Source organism: Streptomyces sp. NPDC058373, from assembly GCF_042723275.1.
Classification (GTDB): Bacteria; Actinomycetota; Actinomycetes; order Streptomycetales; family Streptomycetaceae; genus Streptomyces.
In genome coordinates this window covers 25,543-51,660 of record NZ_JBHXJE010000022.1, presented here as the reverse complement: position 1 = coordinate 51,660, position 26,118 = coordinate 25,543, and the positions used below count along the sequence as shown (strand labels likewise).

The 26,118-nt window shown below is 75.0% G+C and carries 19 protein-coding genes; 14 read left to right on the top strand and 5 right to left on the bottom strand.

Translation table 11 applies throughout. From position 1 onward, the window contains the following. Window positions 1-16 precede the first annotated feature (16 nt). Window positions 17-1,009: a TAXI family TRAP transporter solute-binding subunit gene (locus tag ACFWMZ_RS15325; protein ID WP_383175603.1), complete on the bottom strand. Its 993-nt coding sequence runs from the start codon at window positions 1,007-1,009 to the stop codon at window positions 17-19. Between the two features lie 142 nt (window positions 1,010-1,151). Here ACFWMZ_RS15325 and miaB point away from each other — a divergent pair, with 142 nt between their 5' ends. The 3 genes from miaB (at window position 1,152) to ACFWMZ_RS15310 (ending at window position 4,255) form a co-directional block, all read left to right on the top strand. Next, complete coding sequence (miaB, locus tag ACFWMZ_RS15320) at window positions 1,152-2,693, top strand: tRNA (N6-isopentenyl adenosine(37)-C2)-methylthiotransferase MiaB (RefSeq protein WP_383175606.1); 1,542 nt, start codon at window positions 1,152-1,154, stop codon at window positions 2,691-2,693. 218 nt (window positions 2,694-2,911) lie between these two features. Beyond that, complete coding sequence (locus tag ACFWMZ_RS15315; RefSeq protein ID WP_383175609.1) at window positions 2,912-3,625, top strand: class III extradiol dioxygenase subunit B-like domain-containing protein; 714 nt, start codon at window positions 2,912-2,914, stop codon at window positions 3,623-3,625. 123 nt (window positions 3,626-3,748) lie between these two features. Beyond that, on the top strand, window positions 3,749-4,255 hold the full coding sequence (locus tag ACFWMZ_RS15310) for a universal stress protein (protein WP_383201895.1): 507 nt from the start codon (window positions 3,749-3,751) through the stop codon (window positions 4,253-4,255). Window positions 4,256-4,364: 109 nt separating this feature from the next. Here the strand turns inward: ACFWMZ_RS15310 and ACFWMZ_RS15305 are convergent, their stop codons facing one another. Next, on the bottom strand, window positions 4,365-4,697 hold the full coding sequence (locus ACFWMZ_RS15305; protein WP_383175615.1) for an antitoxin: 333 nt from the start codon (window positions 4,695-4,697) through the stop codon (window positions 4,365-4,367). A 123-nt stretch (window positions 4,698-4,820) separates the two neighbouring features. Here ACFWMZ_RS15305 and miaA point away from each other — a divergent pair, with 123 nt between their 5' ends. From miaA to hflX, 6 genes are all read left to right on the top strand, one after another. Then, complete coding sequence (gene miaA, locus ACFWMZ_RS15300; RefSeq protein ID WP_383175618.1) at window positions 4,821-5,759, top strand: tRNA (adenosine(37)-N6)-dimethylallyltransferase MiaA; 939 nt, start codon at window positions 4,821-4,823, stop codon at window positions 5,757-5,759. Between the two features lie 107 nt (window positions 5,760-5,866). After that, window positions 5,867-6,313: a hypothetical protein gene (locus ACFWMZ_RS15295; protein WP_383175735.1), complete on the top strand. Its 447-nt coding sequence runs from the start codon at window positions 5,867-5,869 to the stop codon at window positions 6,311-6,313. A 43-nt stretch (window positions 6,314-6,356) separates the two neighbouring features. Then, complete coding sequence (dapF, locus tag ACFWMZ_RS15290) at window positions 6,357-7,247, top strand: diaminopimelate epimerase (RefSeq protein ID WP_383175621.1); 891 nt, start codon at window positions 6,357-6,359, stop codon at window positions 7,245-7,247. Window positions 7,248-7,590: 343 nt separating this feature from the next. Next, entirely contained in the window at window positions 7,591-9,756 is a 2,166-nt protein-coding gene (locus tag ACFWMZ_RS15285; protein ID WP_383175624.1) for a RelA/SpoT family protein, read from the top strand. A 99-nt stretch (window positions 9,757-9,855) separates the two neighbouring features. Then, on the top strand, window positions 9,856-11,301 hold the full coding sequence (locus tag ACFWMZ_RS15280) for a M1 family metallopeptidase (protein ID WP_383175627.1): 1,446 nt from the start codon (window positions 9,856-9,858) through the stop codon (window positions 11,299-11,301). A gap of 209 nt (window positions 11,302-11,510) precedes the next feature. Next, window positions 11,511-13,040 carry a GTPase HflX gene (gene hflX / locus ACFWMZ_RS15275; protein ID WP_383175630.1) on the top strand — a complete coding sequence of 510 codons (1,530 nt, stop codon included), beginning with the start codon at window positions 11,511-11,513 and terminating at the stop codon, window positions 13,038-13,040. A gap of 97 nt (window positions 13,041-13,137) precedes the next feature. Here the strand turns inward: hflX and ACFWMZ_RS15270 are convergent, their stop codons facing one another. Next, window positions 13,138-14,367, bottom strand: a complete 1,230-nt coding sequence (locus ACFWMZ_RS15270) for a trypsin-like serine peptidase (protein WP_383175633.1) — start codon at window positions 14,365-14,367, stop codon at window positions 13,138-13,140. 184 nt (window positions 14,368-14,551) lie between these two features. Next, a complete protein-coding gene (locus tag ACFWMZ_RS15265; protein ID WP_383201892.1) occupies window positions 14,552-15,769 on the bottom strand; it encodes a trypsin-like serine peptidase in 1,218 nt (405 codons plus the stop codon). A gap of 285 nt (window positions 15,770-16,054) precedes the next feature. On the opposite strand from ACFWMZ_RS15265, the gene ACFWMZ_RS15260 reads away from it, so the two are divergent. From ACFWMZ_RS15260 to ACFWMZ_RS15240, 5 genes are all read left to right on the top strand, one after another. Beyond that, window positions 16,055-17,413, top strand: coding sequence for a diaminobutyrate--2-oxoglutarate transaminase family protein (locus ACFWMZ_RS15260; protein ID WP_383201889.1), 1,359 nt, complete (start codon window positions 16,055-16,057; stop codon window positions 17,411-17,413). Window positions 17,414-17,483: 70 nt separating this feature from the next. Beyond that, on the top strand, window positions 17,484-19,379 hold the full coding sequence (locus ACFWMZ_RS15255) for an IucA/IucC family protein (protein WP_383201886.1): 1,896 nt from the start codon (window positions 17,484-17,486) through the stop codon (window positions 19,377-19,379). Between the two features lie 31 nt (window positions 19,380-19,410). Beyond that, on the top strand, window positions 19,411-20,226 hold the full coding sequence (locus ACFWMZ_RS15250) for a GNAT family N-acetyltransferase (protein ID WP_383201883.1): 816 nt from the start codon (window positions 19,411-19,413) through the stop codon (window positions 20,224-20,226). A 535-nt stretch (window positions 20,227-20,761) separates the two neighbouring features. Beyond that, window positions 20,762-22,633: an IucA/IucC family protein gene (locus ACFWMZ_RS15245; RefSeq protein ID WP_383175648.1), complete on the top strand. Its 1,872-nt coding sequence runs from the start codon at window positions 20,762-20,764 to the stop codon at window positions 22,631-22,633. Window positions 22,634-22,716: 83 nt separating this feature from the next. Next, complete coding sequence (locus ACFWMZ_RS15240) at window positions 22,717-24,705, top strand: ATP-dependent DNA helicase (protein WP_383175651.1); 1,989 nt, start codon at window positions 22,717-22,719, stop codon at window positions 24,703-24,705. 155 nt (window positions 24,706-24,860) lie between these two features. On the opposite strand, the gene lexA is transcribed toward ACFWMZ_RS15240, so the two are convergent. After that, on the bottom strand, window positions 24,861-25,646 hold the full coding sequence (gene lexA / locus ACFWMZ_RS15235; protein WP_383175654.1) for a transcriptional repressor LexA: 786 nt from the start codon (window positions 25,644-25,646) through the stop codon (window positions 24,861-24,863). Window positions 25,647-26,118: the final 472 nt, after the last annotated feature.

Sequence of the window (26,118 nt, the reverse complement as noted above, 5' to 3'; positions counted from 1 at the left end):
GCCGGACGGCAGCCGCTCAGGGCTTCACCGAGCGGAAGTAGCGGCGCGCGCCGTCGTGCAGTTCCAGCGGGTCGGTGTAGATCGCAGTGCGCACGTCGACCAGTTGCGCCGCGTGGACCTGCGCGCCGATGTGGTCGCGGCTGCCGATCACGGTGCGGGTGATCTTCTCGGCGAGGTCGGCGTCCATCCGGTCGGTGGTGACGAGGATGTTGGCGACCGCCAGGGTGGGCACGTCGACGCCGCGCTGGGCCGGCGGGTAGGCGTCGGCGGGCATCACGGCCGTCCGGTAGTAGCTGGCGGAGCCGCCGCCGTGGTGGAGCCGGTCGATGAGCGAGCTGAGCGGCAGCAGCCGGATCTCGTGCTCCTCGGAGAGCTTGCGCACCGCGTCCGTGGTCAGCCCGCCGGACCAGAAGAACGCGTCGATGTCGCCGCTCCGCAGCGCGTCCGGGGTGTCCCCGATGCCCGCCGGGGAGGCGTCGATGTCCCGCTCCGCGTCGATCCCGGCGGCCCGCAGCACCCGCTCGGCGACCAGCCGTACGCCGGAGCCGACCTGCCCGATCGCGACCCGCTTGCCACGCAGGTCGGCGACCTGCTTCACGTCCGAGCCCTCGTCCACGACCACCTGGACGTAGTCGTCGTAGAGCCGGGCGCTGCTGCGCAGCCGGTCCGCGTCGGGGCCGCCCTCGGCGCGGTACTGCTCCACGGCGTCGGCGGTGGCAATGGTGAAGTCGGCCTTGCCGGTCGCCACCCGCCGCACGTTCTCCTGCGACCCCTCGCTCGGCCACAGCGCCAGGTCGAGCTCCGGCGCGTCCTTGCCGAGCGCCTTCTTCAGCAGCGTGCCGTACTTTGCGTAGACGCCCGTGCCCACCCCGGTGCTCATGGTGAGCGGGGTGCGCGGCGGGGTCTCGCCGAGAGGCAGCAGCCACCACAGCAGCACGGCCAGCGCCACCGCCACCGCACCGGCGGCGGTCAGGGCGCGCCCGCGCGTACGGAGGGAAACCGGGACCATGCGGGTGATCCTGCCAGCCCGGGCCGCCGCTGACCAGGGTTGCCGCCCCGCGGAGGCGGATCGGCGCACCGGCGGAACGGCCCGTACCGCGCGCGACCGGCCACCGGACGGAGCCCGGGCCCGCAGCCCTTACTCTGGACGGATGAGCGGGAACAACGTGGCGGGCGAAGTGGTGGACGGCGAGCAGGCGCACGCGGGCGGCGTGAAGACGTACGAGGTGCGCACCTACGGGTGCCAGATGAACGTCCACGACTCCGAGCGGCTCGCCGGGCTGCTGGAGGGCGCCGGGTACGTCCGGTCCCCGGAGGGCGCCGAGGAGGGCGACGCGGACGTCGTCGTCTTCAACACCTGCGCCGTCCGGGAGAACGCCGACAACCGCCTCTACGGCAACCTCGGCCGGCTCGCCCCGATGAAGACGAAGCGTCCCGGCATGCAGATCGCCGTCGGCGGCTGTCTCGCGCAGAAGGACCGCGACACCATCACCAAGCGCGCCCCGTGGGTCGACGTGGTCTTCGGCACGCACAACATCGGCAAGCTGCCCGTCCTGCTGGAGCGCGCCCGCGTCCAGGAGGAGGCGCAGGTGGAGATCGCCGAGTCGCTGGAGGCGTTCCCCTCGACGCTGCCGACCCGCCGCGAGAGCGCCTACGCCGCGTGGGTCTCGGTCTCCGTCGGCTGCAACAACACCTGCACCTTCTGCATCGTCCCCGCGCTGCGCGGCAAGGAGAAGGACCGCCGCACCGGCGACATCCTCGCCGAGGTGGAGGCGCTGGTCGCCGAGGGCGTCAGCGAGATCACCCTGCTCGGCCAGAACGTCAACGCCTACGGCAGCGACATCGGCGACCGCGAGGCCTTCTCCAAGCTGCTGCGCGCCTGCGGGAAGATCGAGGGTCTGGAGCGGGTCCGCTTCACCTCCCCGCACCCGCGCGACTTCACCGACGACGTGATCGCCGCCATGGCCGAGACGCCCAACGTCATGCCGCAGCTGCACATGCCGCTCCAGTCCGGTTCCGACACGGTGCTGCGGGCGATGCGCCGCTCGTACCGCCAGGAGCGGTTCCTCGGCATCATCGAGAAGGTCCGCGCCGCCATCCCCGACGCCGCGATCACCACCGACATCATCGTGGGCTTCCCCGGCGAGACCGAGGAGGACTTCCAGCAGACCCTCCACACGGTCCGCGAGGCCCGCTTCGCGCAGGCCTTCACCTTCCAGTACTCCAAGCGCCCCGGGACCCCGGCCGCCGAGATGGACGGGCAGATCCCCAAGGAGGTCGTCCAGGAGCGGTACATGCGGCTGGTCGCCCTCCAGGAGGAGATCTCCTGGGAGGAGAACAAGAAGCAGGTCGGCCGCGTCCTGGAGGTCATGGTCGCCGAGGGCGAGGGCCGCAAGGACGGCGCCACGCACCGCCTCTCCGGCCGCGCCCCGGACAACCGGCTGGTCCACTTCACCAAGCCGGACGAGGAGGTCCGCCCCGGCGACGTCGTCACCGTGGAGATCACCTACGCCGCCCCGCACCACCTGCTCGCCGAGGGCGCCGCCCACGCCGTGCGCCGCACCCGCGCGGGCGACGCCTGGGAGCGCCGCAACGCCGCCCCCGCCCAGACCCCCGGCGTCATGCTGGGCCTGCCCACCGTCGGCGCCCCGGCCCCCCAGCCCGCCCCGGCCGGCGGCTGCTCCGTCTGCTGACCCCGCACGCCCACGGGCCCGGCGCTCCCGCACGCCCCGAGCGCCGGGGCGCCCGTGGTCCCGGGCGGCCCCTACGCTCCGAGCGCCGGGCGGCCCCTACGCTCCGAGCGCCGGGCGGCCCGCGCGCCCGGCTGATCCGGTACGCCCCCGAGCCCGGCCGAGCCCCCCTCGGCCCGGCCCCGGCCCCGGGCCCCCGACCCGGAGGTTAGGCTCCGGGCATGCTTGCCGCCGCCGCCGTCTGCCCCTGCCCGCCCCTGCTCCTGCCGCAGGTCGCGGCCGGGGCCGCCGCCGAACTGGCCGCCCTGCGCGAGAGCTGCGCCGCCGCCCTCGACACCCTCGCCGAGGCCCGCCCCGAGCGGCTCGTCGTGGTCGGCCCTGACACGGGGGACGGGCTCACCCCGCACCCGTCGGGGGCCCCGGGCTCCTTCCGGGGCTTCGGCGCCGCCGTCGACGTGACCCTCGGCCCCGGCGCCCAGGCCCCCGCGGCCGCCCCGCTGCCCGCCTCCCTCGCCGTCGGCGCCTGGCTGCTGGCGGACCACGGCTGGACCGCCGGGCCCGTCGAAGGGCTCGCCGTCGGCACCGGATGCCCGCCCGAGCGGTGCGCCGGAACCGGCCGCGACCTGGCCGCGGGCGCGACCCGCACCGCCCTGCTGGTCCTCGGCGACGGCAGCGCCTGCCGCACCGTGAAGGCGCCGGGTTACCTCGACGAGCGCGCCGCCCCTTTCGACGCCTCGGCCGCCGAGGCCCTCGGCGCCGCCGACACCGCCGCCCTGGCCGCCTTCGACCCGGTCCTCGCCGAGGAGCTCGGCGCCGCCGGACGCGCCCCGTGGCAGGTGCTGGCCGCAGCCGCCGCCGACGCGGAGCTGACCGGCAAGCTGCTGCACGACGAGGCGCCGTACGGGGTCGGATACTTCGTCGCCGCCTGGAGCTGAGCCCGCGGGGATGCCGCGCACCGGCTCCGCCCGCATGCCCGCCCCCGCCCGGGGCACGAGCCCCGGCGTGCCCCGCACCGCACCGCCCGCCGACCCGCCGGGCGGCCGAGAGGAGAACCTTCCGTGACCGAGCAAGCCACCGGGACCGCGTCCGCGCCCGGGCAGCAGCGCCCCGTCATCGTCGCCGGTGTCGACGGATCACCGACCTCCCGCGACGCCCTGATCTGGGCGGCAGAGGAGGCCCGGCTGCGCGCCGCCACCGTGCGGGTGGTCTGCGGCTGGGAGTGGTCGAGCCCGTTCAACCTGATCGGCCCGGCCCTGGAGTACGCCGCGCCCGACGCCGACACGCCCTCCATGGAGGAGCTGACCCGCGCCAAGGTCGAGGAGCTGGTCACCGGGACGCTGGGCGCGCAGCCGGGCGTCCCCGTCGAGGTGCGCGTGGTGCAGGGCCCGGCCGCCCGCGTCCTGGTGGAGGCCTCCGAGGAGGCGACGCTGATCGTCGTCGGCACCCGGGGGTACGGCGGGCTCAAGGGAGCCGTGCTGGGCTCCGTCAGCCGCCACGTCACCCAGCACGCCCGCTGCAACGTGGTCGTCGTCCGCGACCGCCGGGACATGGCCGCGCAGGACTGACCGGGGGCCCTGGGCCGGGGCCGAGCGGGCCCTGCGCGGTGGCAGGGGACACGGGGGGGCGGGGGCGGCGGGCCTGACCGTGCCGCCGCCCCCGCCCCCGCCCTCGGCCTCAGGAGCCCGTCGGTCCCTCGCCCTCCGGCTTCCGCGTCCCCGTCTCCGGGTGCTGCGGCCGCGCCGTCTGGCCCGGCGTGCCGGGCGTCTGCCCGCCCCGCTCGGGTCCGTCCTTCTTCCGGTCGTCCTGGCCGAGCTGGTCCAGGGCGCCCTTCGCCTTCTCGGTGCCGGTGCGGATCTTGTCGCTGTACTTGCCCTTGGTCCGGCTGTCCACCGCCTGCGCGGCCTTGTCCAGACCCTGGTCGATCTTGTCGCCGTGCTGCCGGGTCAGGTCGGCGACCTTCTCCTTGGCGGGGGCGATCTTTGCCTTGAGGTTGTCCAGGAAGCTCATGACCTCAAGTTTTCCCCATCCCGGGCCGCCCCACCCGTCCGGCGGCCCGCGTGGCGCCCGTCGGAGTGCGCGGGCCCGGGCCGCGGGTGCACGGGCCCGGCGGGGGTTTGCGAGACTGGGGCGGTGAGCAGCTCAGTCCCCGCCCCCCGGGTCATCGCCGTCGTCGGCCCGACCGCCGCCGGAAAATCGGATCTGGGCGTCTTCCTCGCCCGGCACCTCGGCGGCGAGGTCGTCAACGCCGACTCCATGCAGCTCTACCGGGGCATGGACATCGGCACCGCCAAACTCACCGAGGAGGAGCGCGGCGGCGTCCCGCACCGGCTGCTCGACATCTGGCCGGTCACCGAGACCGCCAGCGTCGCCGAGTACCAGCGGCTGGCCCGCGCCGAGATCGACCGCCTCCTCGCCGAGGGCCGCACCCCGGTCCTCGTCGGCGGCTCCGGCCTCTACGTGCGCGGCGCCGTCGACCACCTCGACTTCCCCGGCACCGACCCCGAGGTCCGCGCCCGGCTGGAGGAGGAGCTCACCGCGCACGGCCCGGGCCCGCTGCACACCCGGCTCGCCGCCGCCGACCCCGAGGCCGCCGCCGCGATCCTGCCGGGCAACGGCCGGCGCATCGTGCGCGCCCTGGAGGTCATCGAGATCACCGGCCGCCCCTTCACCGCCAACCTGCCGCGCCACGACTCCGTCTACGACACGGTCCAGATCGGCGTCGACGTGGCCCGCCCCGAACTCGACGCCCGCATCGCCGACCGCGTCGAGCGTATGTGGGAGGCGGGGCTGGTCGACGAGGTCCGCGCGCTGGAGGCCGAGGGCCTGCGCGAGGGCCGTACCGCCTCCCGCGCCCTCGGGTACCAGCAGGTGCTCGCCGCGCTCGCGGGGGAGTGCACCGAGGACGAGGCGCGGACCGAGACGGTGCGCGCCACCAAGCGGTTCGCCCGCCGCCAGGACTCCTGGTTCCGGCGCGACCCGCGCGTCCACTGGCTCAGCGGTGCCGCCGCCGACCGGGGGGAACTCCCCGGCCGGGCAGTGTCGTTGCTCGAACGAGCGGTTACAGCCTGATCACGTGATGGCATCGGGACGCTCCACCCGTCATCGGGGCACCTGACGGCGTGCCATCATCGACCATCGATCGACCAGAGAAGTCCGAGTTGGGAGGGCGCGTGGCGATGGAGGCCGGCCCTCGTGACACCGCACACGGCAGACCGGAGCCGCTCACCGCGGACGGTCCGGCGCAGAGCGCCGACGACGGCCTGGAGCCGGCCGCCGAGCCGCCCCAGGAAGTCGAGGTCGAGCTGCGCCCGCAGCGCCGCCTGCGCCTGTGGCAGCTCGCCCCCATCGTCGGCCTCGCCGCCATGGGCTCCCTGATGTTCGCCTTCCCGCTCGCCTTCGGCACCGGGGACGGCGGCGCCGTCATCGCCATGCTGGGACTGCTCATCAGCTTCTGCGCGGCCGGCTGGGGCATGATGGCCGCCCGCCGCGTCGGCCACACCTGGCCGGGCCTGCCCGCCCGCGGCTCCGGCCGCCGCCCCGACTGGCGGGTCGTCCTCGGCTACGCGGTCGTCGTCGCCGCCCTCGTCACCCTCGCCGTCTGGCGCGTCGCCCGCCTGCGCTGAACCGGCCGGGCCGCCGCGCCCCGCGCGCCGTACGATCGGGACCATGAGCACGCGGATCGCCTTCCTCAAGGGCCACGGGACCGAGAACGACTTCGTCATCGTCCCCGACCCCGACAACACCGTGGACCTCCCGCCGCACACCGTCGCCGCCCTCTGCGACCGGCGCGCCGGCATCGGCGGCGACGGGCTGCTGCACGTGGTGCGCTCCGCGGCCCACCCCGACGCCCGGCACCTCGCCGGTGAGGCCGAGTGGTTCATGGACTACCGCAACGCCGACGGCTCCGTCGCCGAGATGTGCGGCAACGGCGTCCGCGTCTTCGCCCGCTACCTCCAGCGCGCGGGCCACGCCGCGGAGGGCGACCTCGCCATCGCCACCCGGGGCGGCGTCAAACACGCCCACCTCGCCAAGGACGAGCCCGGCGCCCAGCCCGGCACCGGCCCCGTCACCGTCGCGATGGGCCGCGCGGTGCTGCCCGAGGGCGCCGTCACCGTGGCGACCGCCCACGGCACGGCCCCCGCCCTCAACGTCAACATGGGCAACCCGCACGCCGTCGCCTTCGTCGCCGACCTCTCCGACGCCGGTGACCTGCTCTCCGCGCCCGCCGTCACCCCGGCCACCGCCTACCCCGGCGGGGTCAACGTCGAGTACGTCGTGGACCGCGGCCCCCGCCACGTCGCGATGCGCGTCCACGAGCGCGGCTCCGGCGAGACCCGCTCCTGCGGCACCGGCGCCTGCGCCGTCGCCGTCGCCGCCGCCCGCCGCGACGGCGCCGACCCCGCGGCCACCGGCACCCCCGTCGCGTACACCGTGGACCTGCCCGGCGGCCGCCTGGTCATCACGGAGTACCCGGACGGCTCGATCGACATGACCGGGCCGGCCGTGATCGTCGCCGAGGGCGAGATCGACGCCGACTGGCTCGCCGGAGCCCGCTGAGCGCGGCCCGGGAGGGTGACCTCGCTCACCCTCCCGGCCGGGCATACCCGGCCCGCCGAGCGTGTTGACGCCACCACACGGCGGCGCTCTCCGGCGGGGGCGCGGCCGCGCGCACCACCCCTTACGGCCGGTACGCACCGTACGGTGCACGCCACGCCGGGGTCCCGGGGACGGTCGCTCGAATGGGTGATCCGTTTCACGCTCGGCGGGAGCGGGACTTCGGGCCGTGGTCGGCTCGGTAGCATCAAGCACCGGCCCACACGGGGGAGACCGACAGCCCTCTCCAGCCCACCGCATCCCGGAGGGAACCCCAGCCCGCCGGTCGACGCAGCCGGAGGTGCCCATGAGTGCAGAGGCCACGAACCCTGCGACGACGCCCGCCGTCCCCCCGGAGCTGCTGCCCAAGGCAGCGTCCCAGGGCGCACGGCCCGCCACACCGGCCGCCCGCAAGCGGCCCCGCCACCGCATCGACCTGCGCCGCCTCGGCCGCGCCGCCCTCCTCGGGCCGACCTCCCGCGACCGCCTGCCGGACGCCATCGCCCATGTCGCCGAGGCCCACCGCGCCCACCATCCCGACGCGGACCTGGAGGCGCTGCGCCGCGCCTACGTCCTCGCCGAGGCCTCGCACCGCGGCCAGATGCGCAAGAGCGGCGAGCCCTACATCACCCACCCCCTCGCCGTCACGCTGATCCTCGCCGAGCTCGGCGCCGAGACGACGACGCTGGTGGCCGCGCTCCTCCACGACACCGTCGAGGACACCGACGTCACCCTCACCCAGGTCCTGGACGAGTTCGGGCCCGAGGTCGCCTATCTGGTCGACGGCGTCACCAAGCTGGAGAAGGTCGACTACGGGGCGGCCGCCGAGCCCGAGACCTTCCGCAAGATGCTCGTCGCCACCGGCAACGACGTCCGCGTCATGTCGATCAAGCTCGCCGACCGGCTGCACAACATGCGCACCCTGGGCGTGATGCGCCCCGAGAAACAGGTCCGCATCGCCAAGGTCACCCACGACGTGCTCATCCCGCTCGCCGAGCGGCTCGGCGTACAGGCCCTCAAGACGGAGCTGGAGGACCTCGTCTTCGCCATCCTCCACCCCGAGGAGTACGCCGCCGCCCGCGAGATCGCCACCGCCCACGCCGCCGCCCCCGACCCGCTCGCCGAGACCGCGGGCCGCTTCCGGGCCGTGCTGCGCGAGGCGGGCATCACCGCCGAGGTGGAGATCCGCCCCCGCCACATGGTCTCCCTGCACCGGGTCCGCGGGAAGCGCGGCGAACTGCGCGGCGTCGACCTCGGCCGGCTCCTCGTCCTGGTCCAGGAGGACGCCGACTGCTACGCCGTCCTCGGCGAGCTGCACACCTGCTTCACCCCGGTCGTCTCGGAGTTCAAGGACTTCATCGCCGTCCCCAAGTTCAACCTCTACCAGTCGCTGCACACCGCGGTGGCCCGCGAGGACGGCGAGGTCGTCGAGGTCCTCATCCGCACCCGCCAGATGCACCAGGTCGCCGAGGCCGGCGTGGTCGCCCTCGGCAACCCGTACGCCCCGGGCGCCACCGGCGGCGAGGACCCGCACGAGGGCGAGCGGGCCGACCCCACCCGCCCCGGCTGGCTCTCCCGCCTCCTCGACTGGCAGCGCGCCGCCCCCGACGCCGACACCTTCTGGTCCACCCTGCGCGAGGACCTCGCCCAGGACGGCGAGATCACCGTCTTCCGCACCGACGGCGGCACCCTCGCCCTGCCCGGCGGCGCCACCTGCGTCGACGCCGCCTACGCCCAGTACGGCGAGGGCGCCCACGCCTGCATCGGCGCCCGGGTCAACGGCCGCCTCGCCACCCTCAGCACCGTCCTTCAGGACGGCGACACCGTCCACCCGCTGCTCGCCGCCGCCGGGGACGACGTCAGCCCGTCCCCCGACTGGCTGGAGCACGCCCGCACCCCCGCCGCCCGCATCGCCATCCGCCGCTGGCTCGGCGCCCACCCCGACCGGCCCGCGCCCGGCCCCGGCACCCGCAAACCCCCGCTGACCGGCGCCGCCCCCACCCCCGCCGACGAGGTGCCGGAGAGCGCCGTCACCGACCTGCCCGGCGCCACGGTGCGGCTGGCCCGCTGCTGTACGCCGGTCCCGCCGGACGAGATCACCGGCTTCGCGGTACGCGGCGGCGTCGTCACCGTGCACCGCTCCGCGTGTCCCTCGGTGGCCCGGATGGCCGCCACCGGCCGCGAGCCCGTCGGGGTCCGCTGGGGCGAGAACACCGAGTTCCGGGTCACCCTCTTCGCCGAGTCCTTCGGCCGCCCGCACCTGCTCGCCGACCTCACCGAGGCCATCGCCGCCGAGGGCGTCGCCGTCATCTCCGCCACCGTCGAACCCCCCGCCGAGCAGCGGGTCCGCCACACCTACACCCTCCAGCTCCCCGACGCCGCGGGCCTGCCCGACCTGATGCGCGCCATGCGCGACGTCCCCGGCGTCTACGACGTCAGCCGCGCCCAGCGCTCCGCCGACGCCCGCCGCTGACCCGCCGCCCGTCACCCGAGCCGCGCCCGGGCCCCTCGTACGGGTGCCCCGGACGCGCGCCGCCGACCGGGCGGCGGGGGACGCTGGTAGCGGTGGGGCATGCTGCTCTCCGCCCGGCTCAAGGCCGCCCTGCTCGCCACCGCCTCCCTCACCCTGCTGGGCGCCGCCCCGCCCCCGCAGGCGCACCCCCTGGGCATCGGCGACCCGCTCTTCCCGCACCTCGGCAACCCGGGGTACGACGTCACCGCGTACGACATCTCCCTGGCCTACGGCGGTGACAACACGGCGCCGCTGGACGCCGTCACCGTCATCGACGCCCGGAGCACGGCCCGGCTGGAGCGGATCAACCTCGACTTCGCGCACGGCGAGGCCTCCTCGGTGACGGTCGACGGCGCGCCCGCCCGCTTCGCCCCGGCCGGGGAGGACCTGGTCGTCACGCCGGCCGAGCCGGTGCCCGCCGGGTCGCCGCTGCGGATCACCGTCCGCCACACCTCCGACCCCGCCGAACCGGCCGAGGGGCAGGGCGGCTGGGTGCGGACCCGGGACGGGCTGGTCATGGCCAACCAGGCCGACGCCGCCCACCGCGTCTTCCCCTGCAACGACCACCCGGCCGACAAGGCCGGCTTCACCTTCCGCGTCACCACCCCGAAGCGGCTCACCGCCGTCGCCGGGGGCCTGCCCGCGGGCAAGCCGGTGACCCGCGGCGCCACCACCACCTGGACCTACCGCACCGCCCACCCGATGGCCACCGAGCTGGCCCAGGTAGGCATCGGCGACCTGACGGTGGTGCGCCGCGAGGGCCCCGGCGGGCTGCCGCTGCGCGACGTGGTCCCCACCGGCGACCGGAAGGCGCTGGAGCCGTGGCTGAGCCGCACCCCGGAGCAGCTCGGCTGGCTCCAGGACCGCCTGGGCCCCTATCCCTTCGAGACGTACGGGCTGCTGGTGGCCGACGCCGAGACCGGTTTCGAGCTGGAGACGCAGACCCTCTCGCTCTTCGAGCGGAACCTCTTCACCGGCGCCGCCGACCGGGGATACGTCGAGTCGATCATGGTGCACGAGCTGGCCCACCAGTGGTTCGGCAACAGCGTCTCGCCCGCAGCCTGGTCCGACCTGTGGATCAGCGAGTCCCACGCCACCTGGTACGAGGCGCTCTGGGCCGAGGAGCACGGCGGGCCCGCCCTGGAGGACCGGATGCGCGCCGCCTACCGCGACTCCGACAGCTGGCGCGCCGCCGGCGGCCCGCCGGCCCGCCCGAAGGCGCCCGAGCCGGGCGAGAAGATCAGCCTCTTCCGCCCGATCGTCTACGACGGCTCCGCCCTTGTCCTCTACGCCCTCCGCCAGGAGATCGGCGAGGCCGCCTTCGCCGAGCTCCAGCGCGCCTGGGTGCGCGAGTACCGCGACGCCAACGCCTCCACCACCGACTTCGTCACCCTCGCCTCCCGCACCACCGGACGGGACCTGACCGCCTTCTTCCAGGGCTGGCTGTACGCCGAGCGGACCCCGGCCATGCCCGGCCACCCCCAGTGGCGCTCCGAGGCGCCCTGACCCGCGTCCGCCCGTGCCGGACGGGGCACCACCCGGATGCGTACGGGAAAGTCGGGTGACGGGACGGCCGGGCGGGTGCGAACATCGTCACGTCGCGACCGGGCGGGGCCCACGGGAATCTCCCGGGCTCTCCGCGCGTTGGGACACATACGGCGACGACCCGGCCGACCGGCCGCCCGCGCCACCCATCGGATCGACGTAAGGACCCAATGACCTCCTCTTCCTCCCCTTCCCAGGACGTGCACGACATGCAGCACACGCACGACGCCGCCGGTCTCGCGGCCGAGCAGCACGCCGAGAGCCTTCGGGCCGATGCCCTGATGGAAGAGGACGTCGCCTGGAGCCACGGACTCGACGGTGAGCGTGACGGCGACCAGTACGACCGCTCCGACCGGGCGGCCCTGCGCCGCGTGGCGGGTCTCTCCACCGAACTGGAGGACGTCACCGAGGTCGAGTACCGCCAGCTGCGGCTGGAGCGGGTCGTCCTGGTCGGCGTCTGGACCTCCGGCACGGCCGAGGACGCGGAACGCTCGCTGGCCGAGCTGGCCGCCCTCGCGGAGACCGCGGGCGCCCTCGTCCTCGACGGGGTCGTCCAGCGCCGCGACAAGCCGGACCCGGCGACGTACATCGGCTCCGGCAAGGCCCAGGAGCTGTACGACATCGTCCGCGAGTCCGGTGCCGACACCGTGGTCTGCGACGGTGAGCTGAGCCCCGGCCAGCTCATCCACCTGGAGGACGTCGTCAAGGTCAAGGTGGTCGACCGGACCGCCCTGATCCTCGACATCTTCGCCCAGCACGCCAAGTCCCGGGAGGGCAAGGCCCAGGTCTCGCTGGCCCAGATGCAGTACATGCTGCCGAGGCTGCGCGGCTGGGGCCAGTCGCTCTCCCGGCAGATGGGCGGCGGCGGTTCCAGCGGTGGCGGCGGCATGGCGACCCGCGGTCCCGGTGAGACCAAGATCGAGACGGACCGGCGGCGCATCCGCGAGAAGATGGCGAAGATGCGCCGGGAGATCGCGGCGATGAAGACCGGCCGCGAGCTCAAGCGCCAGGAACGCCGGCGCAACAAGGTCCCCTCGGTGGCCATCGCCGGTTACACCAACGCCGGCAAGTCCTCCCTGCTCAACCGCCTCACAGGCGCCGGAGTCCTGGTGGAGAACGCCCTGTTCGCCACCCTGGACCCGACGGTCCGCCGCGCGGAGACGCCCAGCGGGCGGCTCTACACCCTCGTGGACACCGTCGGCTTCGTCCGGCACCTGCCGCACCACCTGGTCGAGGCGTTCCGCTCCACCATGGAGGAGGTCGGTGACTCCGACCTGATCCTCCACGTGGTCGACGGTTCGCACCCCGCCCCGGAGGAGCAGCTCGCCGCAGTCCGCGAGGTCATCCGGGACGTCGGCGCGGTGAACGTCCCGGAGATCGTCGTGGTCAACAAGGCCGACGCGGCCGACCCGCTGGTCCTCCAGCGGCTGCTGCGGGTCGAGAAGCACGCCATCGCGGTGTCGGCGCGGACCGGCGTCGGCATGGGCGAACTCCTCGGCCTCATCGACGAGATCCTGCCCCGCCCCGAGGTGGAGCTGGAGGTGCTGGTCCCGTACACCCAGGGCCAGGTCGTCTCCCGGGCGCACGCCGAGGGCGAGGTGATCTCCGAGGAGCACACCGCGGAGGGAACCCTGCTGAAGGTGCGCGTCCACCAGGAACTGGCGGCGGAACTCTCGACGTTCGTCCTCGCCACCAGCTGACCGGACCGCCCGGCCCACCCCGGCGGCCCGTACGGCGAAGGCCCGCCCCCACCCGCGAAGCCGCGGTGCTGGGAGCGGGCCTTCGCCGTGCCGTGGCTCAGCTCGCGCCGTACTTCTGGCTCATCATGTCGAAGAGCCGCTCGGCCTGGCGGCCCAACTGGGGTCCCGCGAGCCAGGTGTTGTCGGTGGGGCCGATCGAGGTGTTGGAGACCAGGAGGGTCTTCCCGCCGTCCTGCCGGAACCAGCCGCCGCCGGAGGAGCCGCCGGTCATGGTGCAGCCGATGCGGTACATGCTCGGCTGCGACGGCGCGAGCGTCAGGCGGCCGGGCCGGTCGGCGCACCGGTGCATCAGCAGCCCGTCGTAGGGCGGCCCCGCCGGGTAGCCCCAGGCGCCCAGCGTGCCCAGCCGCTCCGTGCCCGGGGCGCGGAAGTCGACCTCCAGGGCGTTGCCGACCGTCTCCTCCAGCGACTTGGCGCCGTTCTCCGGCGTCACGTGCAGCACCGCGTAGTCGTACGGGGCGCCGGCGCCGCCCGATCCGGCGCCCTGTCCGATCCACTCGTTGGAGGTCGCGGCCCAGTCCGCCCACCAGGTGCCGTACGGGGCGGACTCGTGCGGTGCGGCCGAGGCGAGGCCCGACGCGTCCTTGCCGAGGTCGTTGTAGGAGGGGACGAAGGCGATGTTGCGGTACCAGCCGCCGTCCTTGCCCGCGTGGACGCAGTGACCGGCGGTCCAGACGAGGTTGGACTTGCCCGGGTTGCGGGGGTCCTTGACGACGGTGGCCGAGCAGACCATCGACCCGTCGGGGGAGTCGAAGAAGACCTTGCCGACGGGGGCCGCGTGCCGGTGGTAGGGGGTCTGCTCCCGCTCGGCCGGGACGGCGCGGGGGGCCGGGTCGGTCTGGCCCTGGTCGGCGGCGGTGTCCTTGGTGGTGACGGTCTTGCCCGGGTCCTCGGCGTCGCGCATCCGGCCGGGCTTCCACAGCCCCTTGATCACCGGGTTGACGAAATCCTTCGCCTCCCGCAGCCAGTCGTCGTCGTTCCAGTCCTTCCAGGCGCCGTTCCTCCACCGCTCGGCGTCGATGCCGTGCTCCTTGAGCCGGTCGGAGAGCTCCTGGGCGGCGGCACCGGCGCGGTCACCGGTCTCCTGGCCGCCCTCCGGACCCTCCCCGGCCTTCTTGCCGTCCGCCGCGGCGGGCTCCGGTGCGGCAGCGGGCTTCTCCTCGCCGCAGCCGGTGAGGGCCAGGGCGAGCGCGGTGGTGAGTCCGGCCGCGGCGAGCAGCGGCCGCCGGGCGCGGAGCGGGCGGGACGGCCTGCGCAGGGAACGCATGGTGTGGTGGTACCCCCGTGTGCGGTGGGGGGAGCGGGACCGCGTACGGGACACGGGACGCTCCCCGGGCGTAAATGTCATGTTCGCGTCATGTGGCGCTCCGGGTGTCCCGCCGGTCGCGCGTGCGGGAGGGGAGGGCCGGAGCGGGCGGGCGCCCGGGGTTTGTTCCCCGGGCGCCCGGACGTCACTTGGCGGCGAACTTCTTGCTGACCGCGGTGTAGATGCCCTCGGCCTCCTTGCCCAGCCGGGGACCGGCCAGCCACCCGGCGGTCACCGGGCCTATGGAGGTGTTGGAGACCAGCGCGGGCTTGCCGTCGGCGCCCTCCGCCACCCAGCCGCCGCCGGACGAACCGCCGGTCATGGTGCAGCCGATCCGGTGCATCGTCGGGTCGCCCTTGGTGACCGAGAGGCGGCCGGGCTTGTCGGCGCACTGGAACATCTTCTGGCCGTCGAACGGCGGTGCCGCCGGGTAGCCGGTCGCCGTCAGCGAGCTCATCCTGTCGGCCGCCGGCGCGTTGAAGTCGACCGGCAGCGCCGAACCGACGGTCTCCTCCAGCGACTTGCTCTGGCCCTTCTCCTGCGTCACGTGCAGCACCGCGAAGTCGTACGGCGCGCCGTCACCGCCGGTCTGGCCGCCCTGCTCGATCCACTGGTCCGAGGTCTGCGCCCAGTCGCTCCACCAGACCCCGTACGGGGCGACCTCTTCCTGCGAGGCGTTCTGGAGCTGCTCCGTCGACAGTGCGCCGTCGTTGTAGGAGGGGACGAAGATGATGTTCCGGTACCAGCCGCCGTCCTTGCCCGCGTGGACGCAGTGACCGGCGGTCCAGACGAGGTTGGACTTGCCCGGGTTGGCCGGGTCGGCGATCACGGTGGCCGAGCAGACCATCGAGCCGTCGGGGCCGTCGAAGAGGAGCTTGCCCGCCTCCGGCGCCTGGTCGTGGTACTTGGCGTCCACCGCCGTGGCGTCCACCGGCTGCGGCGTCGGGTCGGTCACGCCCTGGTCGCCGGAGATGTCCTCCTCGTCGACCTCCCGCTCGGTGGGGTCCTCCGCCTCACGCATCCGGTCCGGGTCCCACAGGTCCTCGATGATCGGGTTGATGTAGTCCTCGGCCTCACGCAGCCAGTCGTCGCGCGAGAAGTCCTTCCAGGCGCCGTCCTTCCACTCGTCCAGGTTCAGGCCGTGCTCCTTGAGCCGGTCCTTGACGCTGTCGGGGATGCGGATCTTGTCGTCGGTCGCCGTGGAGGCCGAGGCGGAAGGGTCGCCCCCGGCATGGTCGTCCTCGGGGCCGCAGGCCGTGGCGGTCAGCGCCAGCGCCGCGCACAGGGCCACCGCGGAAGCCGAACCGGCCCGGCCGCGCGCCCCCCTCCGGCGCCCGGTGAGAAGTGGGCGTATGGGTCGCATGTCGGATTCCCCCTGGATTCGGACGTGAACTCGCCCTCGCGGGCGGTGGGTTGTGGCCCCTCAGACTATGCGGGTGACGTGGGGGACGACCCACGGGGCCGCAACGGTTCCGTCACGGCGGCGGCCCCCGCACACCGCCGGCGGCGGTCCCGGGAGCGGCGGTCAAGGATCTTGCCCGTGCCCGTGTTCCTTTCGCGGCACGGTCGTTGGTAGGTGCGGGGGCCCGCGCCGTGCGCGCGGAACCACCGCACGACGCAACCTGCTACCACGGGAGGAAGCACACCTGTGGCCGTGACCGAGCAAGCCCCGGCGCCCGTCACCGAGACCACCGCGCACCTGGGCATCCTGCGCCGCCAGGCGTCGCGCGAGTCAGCCGCGCGCACCTACGCGCGCTCGCTGCCGATCGTCCCCGTCCGCGCCCGCGGCGTGACGATCGAGGGCGCCGACGGCCGGCGCTACCTCGACTGCCTCTCCGGCGCCGGGACCCTCGCCCTCGGCCACAACCACCCCGTGGTCCTCGAAGCCATCCGCAAGGTCCTCGACTCCGGGGCGCCGCTGCACGTGCTCGACCTCGCCACCCCGGTCAAGGACGCCTTCACCACCGAGCTGTTCGCGACCCTGCCGCCCGCCCTCGCCTCCCGCGCCCGCATCCAGTTCTGCGGCCCGGCCGGCACCGACGCCGTCGAGGCGGCGCTGACGCTGACCCGCACCGCCACCGGCCGCCCCGGTGTCCTCGCCTTCACCGGCGCCTACCACGGCATGAGCGCCGGAGCCCTCTCCGCCTCCGGCGGCGCCCGCGAAGGCCGCGTCACCCGGCTGCCGTTCCCGCACGACTACCGCTGCCCGTTCGGCGTCGGCGGCGAGCAGGGTGCCGAACTCGCCGCCCGCTGGACCGAGTCGCTCCTCGACGACCCCAAGTCCGGCATCCCCGACCCCTCCTGCCTGCTGGTCGAACCGGTGCAGGGCGAAGGCGGCGTCAACCCGGCGCCCGACGCCTGGCTGCGCCGCCTCCGGCAGATCACCGAGGAGCGCTCCATCCCCCTGATCGCGGACGAGGTGCAGACCGGCGTGGGGCGCACCGGGCGGTTCTGGGGCGTCGACCACAGCGGGATCGTCCCCGACGTCATGGTCCTCTCCAAGGCGATCGGCGGCAGCCTCCCGCTCGCCGTCGTCGTCTACCGCGACGACCTCGACGTCTGGCAGCCCGGCGCCCACGCGGGCACCTTCCGCGGCAACCAGCTCGCCATGGCCGCGGGCGCCGCCACCCTCGCCCACGTCCGGGAGAACGGCCTCGCCGACCGCGCCGCCACCCTCGGCGCACGCATGCTGGACCAGCTGCGGGCCTTCGCCGCAGGACACCCCTTCATCGGGGACGTCCGCGGGCGCGGCCTGATGATCGGCGTCGAGCTGGTCGACCCCGCCGCCGACACCGCCCCCGGCACGCCGCCACCCCCCGCTCCCCGGACCGCCGCCGCCGTGCAGCGCGCGTGCCTGAGCCGGGGACTCATCGTCGAGCTGGGCGGACGCGGCTCCGCCGTCGTCCGCCTGCTGCCGCCGCTGACCCTCACCGACGAGCAGGCCGACGCGGTGCTCGACCGCCTGACCGACGCCCTCGGCAGCGCGGCCCAGGACCTCTCCGGATGACCCCACCCTGCGCCGCGCCCGCTCCACCGCCCGGCGCACGGAATCCGCACCACGCCCCAAGGAAGCACTCTTGAACGTCACCCCCGCACCCGACGGCGGCCGCCACCCCTCCCCGCGCGGCACCTCCGCCACGCGCGAGATCCCGGCCGACGGGGCGACCGTCCCGCGCCAGCCCGGCGGCGTCGGGACCCTCCGGTTCCCCGGCGGCGGCACCGACCTGCTGGAACACCCCGACGCCCGGATCGCCGCCGAGGCCGCCGCGCTGGAGAGCCTGCTGCGCTGCTGGGTCCGCGAGACCTCCCCGCCGGACCCCGCCCACGGGGTGCTGCGCATCCCGCTGCCCGCCAGCGGCACCGCGCTGCTCGTCCCCGTGCAGCACTGGTCGCTCGCTGGGTGGCACCGGTTCGGGCCGCCGATGCGGGAGGACGCGCCCGCCGGGGCCTCCCCGCTGCTCGACGTCGCCGCCGTCGCCGAGCTGCTGGAGCGCGAGTCGGCCACCGAGGCGCGCGACGGGGACCTGCTGGAGCGGGTCGGCGACTCGGCCCGCCGCACCACCGTCTTCCTCGCCGACCGCCGCGCCCGGCCCGAGGACGGGAAGGACCGCTTCCTCGCCGCCGAGCAGTCCCTCGTCCTCGGCCACCCGCTGCACCCCACCCCCAAGAGCCGCGAAGGGCTGACCGAGGCCGAGTCCCGCGCCTACTCGCCGGAGCTGGGCGGCTCGTTCGCCCTGCACTGGCTCGCCGTCGACCGCTCCGTCCTCGCCCAGGACTCCGCCTGGCACGAGGACGGAGCCCCCGTCCCCGCCGAACAGCTCACCGCCCGCCTCGCCGGGCCCGGGCTGCGGCTGCCCGAGGGCACGGCCGCGCTCCCCGTGCACCCCTGGCAGATCCGCGAACTGCGCCGCCGCCCCGAGGCCGCCGCCCTCCTCGACGCCGGGGCGCTGCGCGACCTCGGCCCGTGCGGCGAGCCCTGGCACCCCACCTCCTCGGTGCGCACCGTCTACCGCCCGCACGCCCCGGCCATGCTCAAACTCTCGCTCGGCCTGCGCATCACCAACTCCCGCCGGGAGAACCTCCGCAAGGAGCTGGCCCGGGGCGCCGAGGTGCACCGGCTGCTGCGCACCGGACTCGGCGCGCGGTGGCAGGCGGCCCACCCCGGCTTCGACATCGTCCGCGACCCGGCGTGGCTCGCCGTCGACGGCCCCGACGGCGCCCCCGTCACCGGCCTCGACGTGATGATCCGCCAGAACCCCTTCACCCCCGAGGACGACGCTACCTGCGTCGCCGGGCTCGTCTCGCCGCGCCCCGCGGGCGACACCCGGCACGGCGGCCGCACCGGGATGCGCTCCCGCCTCGGCGAGCTGGTCACCCGCATCGCCGGGCGCGCCGGGCGCTCGCGCGGCGCGGTCTGCGCCGAGTGGTTCGCGCGCTACCTCCAGCAGGTGGTCGCCCCCGTGCTGTGGCTCGACGGCCACGCCGGCATCGCCCTGGAGGCGCACCAGCAGAACACCCTGGTCCTGCTCGACGCCGAAGGCTGGCCCGCCGGCGGCCGCTACCGCGACAACCAGGGCTACTACTTCCGCACCTCGCACCGCGACGCCCTCCAGGCGCGGCTGCCCGGGGCGGGCGAGGCCAGCGACACCTTCGTGACCGACGCGGTCACCGACGAGCGGTTCGCCTACTACCTCGGTATCAACAACGTCCTCGGTCTGATCGGCGCCTTCGGCTCCCAGCGCCTCGCCGACGAGCGGCTGCTGCTGACCGTGCTGCGCCGCTTCCTCACCGCCGAGGCCGCCGCTCCCGGTCCCCTCTCGCCCCTGCCCCGCCTGCTGCTCGACTCCCCGACGCTGCGGTGCAAGGCCAACCTCCTGACCCGCCTGCACGGCCTCGACGAACTCGTGGGACCGGTCGACACCCAGTCCGTCTACGTCACGATCGCCAACCCGCTGCACACCGCCGGGGCCTGAGTACGGCCCCCGCGCCCGGAAGGAGCTCCGCGTGCCCCCTGCCGACACCCCGCCCCACAAAACCGCCGCCCCCACGGCCGGGGCCAGGCCCGGCGTGCCCGGACCCGCACCGGCGCCGCGGGGCGACGCGGCGGGGCCGCCATCCGGCTCCCCCCGGGCGGCGGCGGGGGCCGAGGGCGCCGCGCTCGACGCGGCCGGGCCCGGCGCCCTGCTCCCCGGCCCGGCCGCGCCCGCCGGGCGGCCCCGGCACGGCGACGGCGGCGCCCTGCTCGACCGGGTCGGCCGATGGGCCCCCGCCGCCACCCCGTTCGGGATATTCCGGCTCGTCCCCCTCGCCCCGGCCGACGACCTCGCCCTTGTCACGGCATGGATGAACGACCCGGCGGTCGCCGCCTTCTGGGAACTGGCCGGGCCGCCCGAGGTCACCGCCCGCCACGTCCACGCCCAGCTCTCCGGCGACGGACGCAGCGTCCCGTGCCTCGGCCTCCTCGACGGGCGCCCCATGAGCTACTGGGAGCTCTACCGCGCCGACCTCGACCCGCTGGCCCGCCACTACCCGGCCCGGCCCCACGACACCGGCGTCCACCTGCTGCTGGGCGGCGCCGCCGACCGGGGCCGCGGGCTCGGCACCGCCCTGCTGCGCGCCGTCGCCCGCCTGGTCCTCGCCCACCGCCCCCGGTGCGGCCGCGTCGTCGCCGAACCCGACGTGCGCAACGCCCCCTCGGTCGCCGCCTTCCGCCGCGCCGGGTTCCGCCTCGACACCGAGGTGGAACTCCCCGACAAGCGCGCGGCCCTGATGGTCCGGCAGAGAACCGACCCGACGGAGCCGGCACCGCCGCGCCCGTGACCGCCCGGAACAGGCCCGCCCACCGCGGTCCCGTACCTTCCGGCGCGCCCTCACCGGCCCCTGGCGCCTGGGGGAACCGCGTGGCACCGGCCGCCCCGCACCCGTACGTGCCGGGGCCAGTCCGCCTCGGACCGCCGTCGCCCTGCCCCGCCGCGAGCCGTACGCACACGCTCCGACCGCGCGCCGCGCCGCACCGTCTGCCGGCCGCCGCCTCCCGTGCGGAAGCACCCGTGGGCTCAGGGCAGCGCCCGCGTCCCGGCCGGGGCGCGCGGAACCGGGGGTCGCCGAGACCCCGCCCCACGCGCCCGCACTCGCCCCGGGGCGCGCCGCCTGCCCGGCGCGCGCCCCGCGCCCACCCCGCAAGACACGGCCCCGCGAACGCGCGTGCGCTCCGAGGGCGTACGCCCCGGCGCGCGGCAACCTACCGCGCGCCGGGCCCTGTTCCCTCGTGGCCCGATCACTGCGACCGTTCCGCTCCGGGCGTCGGTGACCGACACCCGGCTGTCCCGATCCGGTTCCCCTCCGAGGAGTCCCCGTGCCGCATCCGACCGCAGACCAGCCCGGCCCCGAAGGCCCCGACACCGCTCTCTACGCCCCGCCCGAACTGACCGCGGGCGCCTGGCGGCGGGCCGAGCGCCGGCTGCTGGCCAAGATGCTCGGCGAGTTCGCATACGAGGAGATCATCGAACCCCACCCGCTGACGCCCCCCGGGCCCGACGGCGCCGCCTACGCCCTGCCACTCGGCCACCCGGGCGGCGCGGAGCTGCGGTTCCGGGCGCGCCGCTGGGCCTACGGGCACTGGCAGGTCGAGCCGGAGAGCGTCACCCTCGCCGAGAACGGCACCGACGCCCACCGCCCGTACGGCGATCCGCTCGACTTCCTGGTCCGCGCCCGCCCCCTGCTGCGGCTCGACGGCGACACCCTCGGCCACGTCCTGCGCGAGCTCACCCGCACCCTCGCCGCCGACACCCGGCTCGACGCGACCGCGCTCACCGCCGCCGAACTGGCCGACCTCGACTACGCCGCCCTCGAAGGCCACCAGACCGGTCACCCCTGGCTGGTCCTCAACAAGGGGCGCATCGGCTTCTCCGCCGAGGACTCCGCCCGCTGGGCACCCGAGGCCCGCCGCCCCGCGCGGCTGCCCTGGATCGCCGTGCACACCTCCCTCGCCGACTACCGGGGCGTCCCCGGCCTCGACGCCGACCGCCTCTACCGGGGCGAGCTGGACGACGCCACCCGCGACCTGTTCGCCGCCACCCTGCGCGACCAGGGCCTCGACCCGGCCGACTACCTCTACCTCCCCGTCCACCCCTGGCAGTGGGACGACACCGTCGTCCCCCTCTTCGCCCCCGCCGTCGCCGACCGGCGGATCGTCCCGCTCCCCGCCGACCCCGACACCCGGCTGCCCCAGCAGTCCATCCGCACCTTCCTCAACCTGACCCACCCCCGCCGCCACACCGTGAAGCTCCCGCTCGCCATCCTCAACACCCTCGTCTGGCGCGGCCTGCCGACCGAACGCACCCTCGCCGCCCCCGCCGTCACCGCCTGGGTGCAGGGGCTGCGCCAACGGGACCCCTACCTGCGGGACGAATGCCGCGTCGTCCTCCTCGGCGAGGTCGCCTCCGTCACCGTCGGCCACCCCGTCTACGACGGACTGCCCGAGGTCCCCTACCAGTACAAGGAGCTGCTCGGCGTCATCTGGCGCGAACCGCTCTCCCGCCACCTCGACGCCGGCGAACGCGCCCGCACCCTCGCCTCCCTGATCCACACCGACCGCGACGGCCGCGCCTTCACCGCCGAACTCGTCGCCCGCTCCGGCCTCGCCCCCCGCGACTGGCTGCGCCACCTCTTCGCCGCCCTGCTGCCGCCGCTGCTGCACTTCCTCCACCAGTACGGCACCGTCTTCTCCCCGCACGGCGAGAACGCCATCGTCGTCTTCGACGAGCACGACGTCCCCACCCGCCTCGCCGTCAAGGACTTCGTCGACGACGTCAACGTCAGCTCCGAACCGCTGCCCGAGCACGCCACCATGCCCGACGAGGTACGCGCCGTCCTGCTCACCGAGAGCCCGGACTTCCTGCCCCAGTTCATCCACTCCGGCCTGTTCATCGGCGTCTTCCGCTACCTGGCGCCGCTCTGCGCCACCCAGCTCGGCGTCCCCGAGGCCGACTTCTGGCAGCTGGCGCGCGCCGAGATCACCCGCCACCAGGCCCGCTTCCCCCACCTCAAGGAGCGGTACGAGCTCTTCGACCTGTTCGCCCCCCGGATCGACCGCCTCTGCCTCAACCGCAACCGGCTCCACCTCGACGGGTACCGGGACCGCGCCGCCCGCCCGCACGCCGCCGTGCACGGCACGGTGGCGAACCCGCTGCACGGCGAGACACCGCACCCGCTCGTACCGGAGTGAGGGGCGTGCGCCGGGGGCGTGCGGGTGGCCCGGTGCGGGAGCGGGACGGGGCTGTCGGTGGCGCACCGTAGGCTGGAGCGGCTATGACGAAGCCCTCACTCACCGAGCTCCTGCACGCCGCCGTCGCCGCCGTGGGCGGCACCGAGCGGCCCGGTCAGGTGGCCATGGCCGAAGCCGTCGCCTCGGCCATCGACGACTCCTCCCATCTGCTCGTCCAGGCGGGCACCGGCACCGGCAAGTCGCTCGGCTACCTCGTGCCCGCCCTGGCCCACGGCGAGCGGGTCGTGGTCGCCACGGCGACGCTGGCCCTCCAGCGCCAGCTGGTCGAGCGGGACCTGCCCCGCACGGTGGAGGCGCTCCATCCGGTGCTGCGCCGGCGCCCCGAGTTCGCCATGCTCAAGGGCCGGTCGAACTACCTCTGCCTGCACCGGCTGCACGAGGGCGTGCCGCAGGAAGAGGAGGAGGGCCTCTTCGACCCGTTCGAGGCCGCCACCCCCACCAGCAAGCTCGGCCAGGACCTGCTGCGGCTGCGCGACTGGTCCGACGAGACGGAGACCGGCGACCGGGACGACCTGACCCCCGGCGTCTCCGACCGCGCCTGGTCCCAGGTCTCCGTCTCCTCCCGGGAGTGCCTCGGCGCGAGCCGCTGCGCCTACGGCGAGGAGTGCTTCGCCGAGCTGTCCCGGGAGCGGGCCCGGCTGGCCGACGTCGTCGTCACCAACCACGCCCTGCTCGCCATCGACGCCATCGAGGGCGCCCCGATCCTCCCCTCGCACGAGGTGCTGATCGTCGACGAGGCCCACGAACTGGTCTCCCGCGTCACCGGCGTCGCCACCGGCGAACTCACCCCGGGCCAGGTCAACCGCGCCGTCCGCCGCGCCGCCAAACTGGTCAACGAGAAGGCGGCCGACGCCCTCCAGACCGCCTCCGAGACCTTCGAGGGGCTGATGGAGCTGGCCCTCCCCGGCCGCCTGGAGACCATCCCCGAAGACCTGGAGTACGCCCTGGCCGCCCTGCGGGACGCCGCCCGCACGGTGATCTCGGCGCTGGGCAGCACCCGTGACAAGTCGGTGCAGGACGAGGACGCCGTCCGCAAGCAGGCGCTCGCCGCCGTCGAGTCCATCCACACCGTCGCCGAGCGGATCGCCCAGCGCTCCGAGTACGACGTCGTCTGGTACGAGCGGCACGACCGCTTCGGCGCCTCGCTGCGGGTCGCCCCGCTCTCCGTCTCGGGGCTGCTGCGCGAGAAGCTCTTCGCCGACCGCTCGGTCACCCTGACCTCCGCCACCCTCAAGCTCGGCGGTGACTTCAACGGCGTCGGCGCTTCCCTCGGCCTCGCCCCCGAGGGCACCGCCGGGGTCGACGGCACACCCGGCGCCGACCTCCCTGTCTGGAAGGGCGTCGATGTCGGCTCGCCCTTCGACTACCCGAAGCAGGGCATCCTCTACGTCGCCCGCCACCTGAACAACCCCGGCCGTGAGGGCACCCGCGCCGACATGACCGACGAGCTGGCCGAACTGGTCGAGGCGGCGGGCGGCCGCACCCTCGGCCTCTTCTCCTCGATGCGCGCGGCCCGCGCCGCCGCCGAGGAACTGCGCGGCCGCCTGGACGTGCCCATCCTGCTCCAGGGCGAGGAGACCCTCGGGGAGCTGATCAAGAACTTCGCGGCCGACCCGCGCACCTGCCTCTTCGGCACGCTCTCCCTCTGGCAGGGCGTGGACGTGCCCGGGCCGAGCTGCCAGCTGGTGGTCATGGACCGGATCCCGTTCCCGCGCCCCGACGACCCGCTGATGTCGGCCCGCCAGAAGGCCGTGGAGGAAGCCGGCGGCAACGGCTTCATGGCGGTCGCGGCCACCCACTCCGCGCTCCTCATGGCCCAGGGCGCGGGCCGCCTGGTCCGCGCCACCGGCGACCGCGGCGTCGTGGCCGTCCTCGACCCCCGTCTCGCCACCGCCCGCTACGGCAGCTACCTCCGCGCCTCCCTCCCCGACTTCTGGTACACCACCGACCGCAACCAGGCCCGCCGCTCCCTGGCCGCCATCGACGCGGCGGCCCAAGCAGAGGAAAAGTAACCAGCCGAGCCCCAGCCCACCCGGCGCGCGAGACCCACCCCAGCCTGGCCGGCGCTTGAGGCCAGACCTCAGCCCGGCCGGCGCGTGAGGCCAAAAAAGAAGAGTCCCGGAACCGGCGCAGAGGTTCCGGGACTCGCCAGGGGGTACCGGCAGGCTCACACCCGCCGCAACACGGCGACAACCTTCCCGAGGATGGTGGCCTCGTCGCCGGGAATCGGCTGGTACGCCGCATTGTGCGGCAGCAGCCAGATGTGGTTGTCCTCCCGCTTGAACCGCTTCACGGTGGCCTCCCCGTCGAGCATGGCGGCGACGATGTCGCCGTTCTCCGCGACGGGCTGGCGGCGGACGGTGACCCAGTCCCCGTCACAGATGGCCGCCTCGACCATGGAGTCACCGACGACCTTGAGGACGAAGAGCTCACCGTCACCGACCAACTGCCGGGGGAGGGGGAAGACGTCCTCCACCGACTCCTCGGCCAGGATCGGCCCGCCCGCCGCGATGCGGCCGACCAGCGGGACGTAGGAGGCGGCGGGCTTGCCCGCGGTGTCCGCGGGCTGCGCGCTCGGCTGGTCGGAGCCGCGCACCTCGTAGGCCCGGGGGCGGTGCGGGTCGCGGCGGAGGAAGCCCTTGCGCTCCAGGGCCATGAGCTGATGGGCGACCGAGGAGGTGCTGGAGAGGCCGACGGCCTGCCCGATCTCCCGCATCGACGGGGGGTAGCCGCGGCGCTGCACCGAGTCGCGGATGACCTCGATCACGCGGCGCTGCCGGTCGGTGAGTCCTGAGCTGTCGGCGCGGATACCCGGAGGTCGGCCGGGGAGCGAGCGGGCGGGCTTCGCCCCCTCCTGGTGCGAGGCGGGCTCATTCATGGCGTGCACCGACTCCCGTCGTCCCTGGGACCGGCCCTGGGCGGTGATGGTGGCGCTGTCTGCGGTCGTGGTCACGTCGGCCCCTCTCGGTGTGTACTCCCTGGATAGCCAACGGTAGTTGCTTTCGAAAGGTTGCGCCAAACACACGTTCGAGTGAAAAACCGCAGTTCAGCAGACGTGGGCGGGCGTTCGGGTGTATAGGGCGAGGTCAGCGGCGGCGAGGGTGCTTACCGCCGGGATGTCCGCTTCCGGTGGCCGGAGGGTGTCCGGTCGCCCGGCGGGGGTCGCCTCCCGCCTCCCCTCGGCCGCGCCCGGTTCGATCGGCTGTGCGGTAATCTGCACCGCCGTTGCCGGGTGCCGGAGGTGGCGTGAGCCGCTCCCGGCGAGGCCACAGTCTGCCATCCGGGGCGCCGGCCCGGTCGCACCGGCCCCCCTTCGCGAGGGCGCGCGCCGGTCCTCCGTATGCTGCGGAACCGTCCCCGCCGTACCGCGGAACCATTCCGGCCCGCCTCCTCGACGCGCCCGCGCGAGGCCGCGTACCGACTTC

Coding starts and splice junctions, on each gene's coding strand:
- ACFWMZ_RS15265 (WP_383201892.1), bottom strand. CDS start 15,769: ATGCGACCCATACGCCCACTTCTCACCGGGCGCCGGAGGGGGGCGCGC.
- ACFWMZ_RS15305 (WP_383175615.1), bottom strand. CDS start 4,697: ATGAGCTTCCTGGACAACCTCAAGGCAAAGATCGCCCCCGCCAAGGAG.
- dapF (WP_383175621.1), top strand. CDS start 6,357: ATGAGCACGCGGATCGCCTTCCTCAAGGGCCACGGGACCGAGAACGAC.
- ACFWMZ_RS15315 (WP_383175609.1), top strand. CDS start 2,912: ATGCTTGCCGCCGCCGCCGTCTGCCCCTGCCCGCCCCTGCTCCTGCCG.
- ACFWMZ_RS15270 (WP_383175633.1), bottom strand. CDS start 14,367: ATGCGTTCCCTGCGCAGGCCGTCCCGCCCGCTCCGCGCCCGGCGGCCG.
- ACFWMZ_RS15240 (WP_383175651.1), top strand. CDS start 22,717: ATGACGAAGCCCTCACTCACCGAGCTCCTGCACGCCGCCGTCGCCGCC.
- ACFWMZ_RS15285 (WP_383175624.1), top strand. CDS start 7,591: ATGAGTGCAGAGGCCACGAACCCTGCGACGACGCCCGCCGTCCCCCCG.
- ACFWMZ_RS15325 (WP_383175603.1), bottom strand. CDS start 1,009: ATGGTCCCGGTTTCCCTCCGTACGCGCGGGCGCGCCCTGACCGCCGCC.
- ACFWMZ_RS15280 (WP_383175627.1), top strand. CDS start 9,856: ATGCTGCTCTCCGCCCGGCTCAAGGCCGCCCTGCTCGCCACCGCCTCC.
- ACFWMZ_RS15295 (WP_383175735.1), top strand. CDS start 5,867: ATGGAGGCCGGCCCTCGTGACACCGCACACGGCAGACCGGAGCCGCTC.
- hflX (WP_383175630.1), top strand. CDS start 11,511: ATGACCTCCTCTTCCTCCCCTTCCCAGGACGTGCACGACATGCAGCAC.
- miaB (WP_383175606.1), top strand. CDS start 1,152: ATGAGCGGGAACAACGTGGCGGGCGAAGTGGTGGACGGCGAGCAGGCG.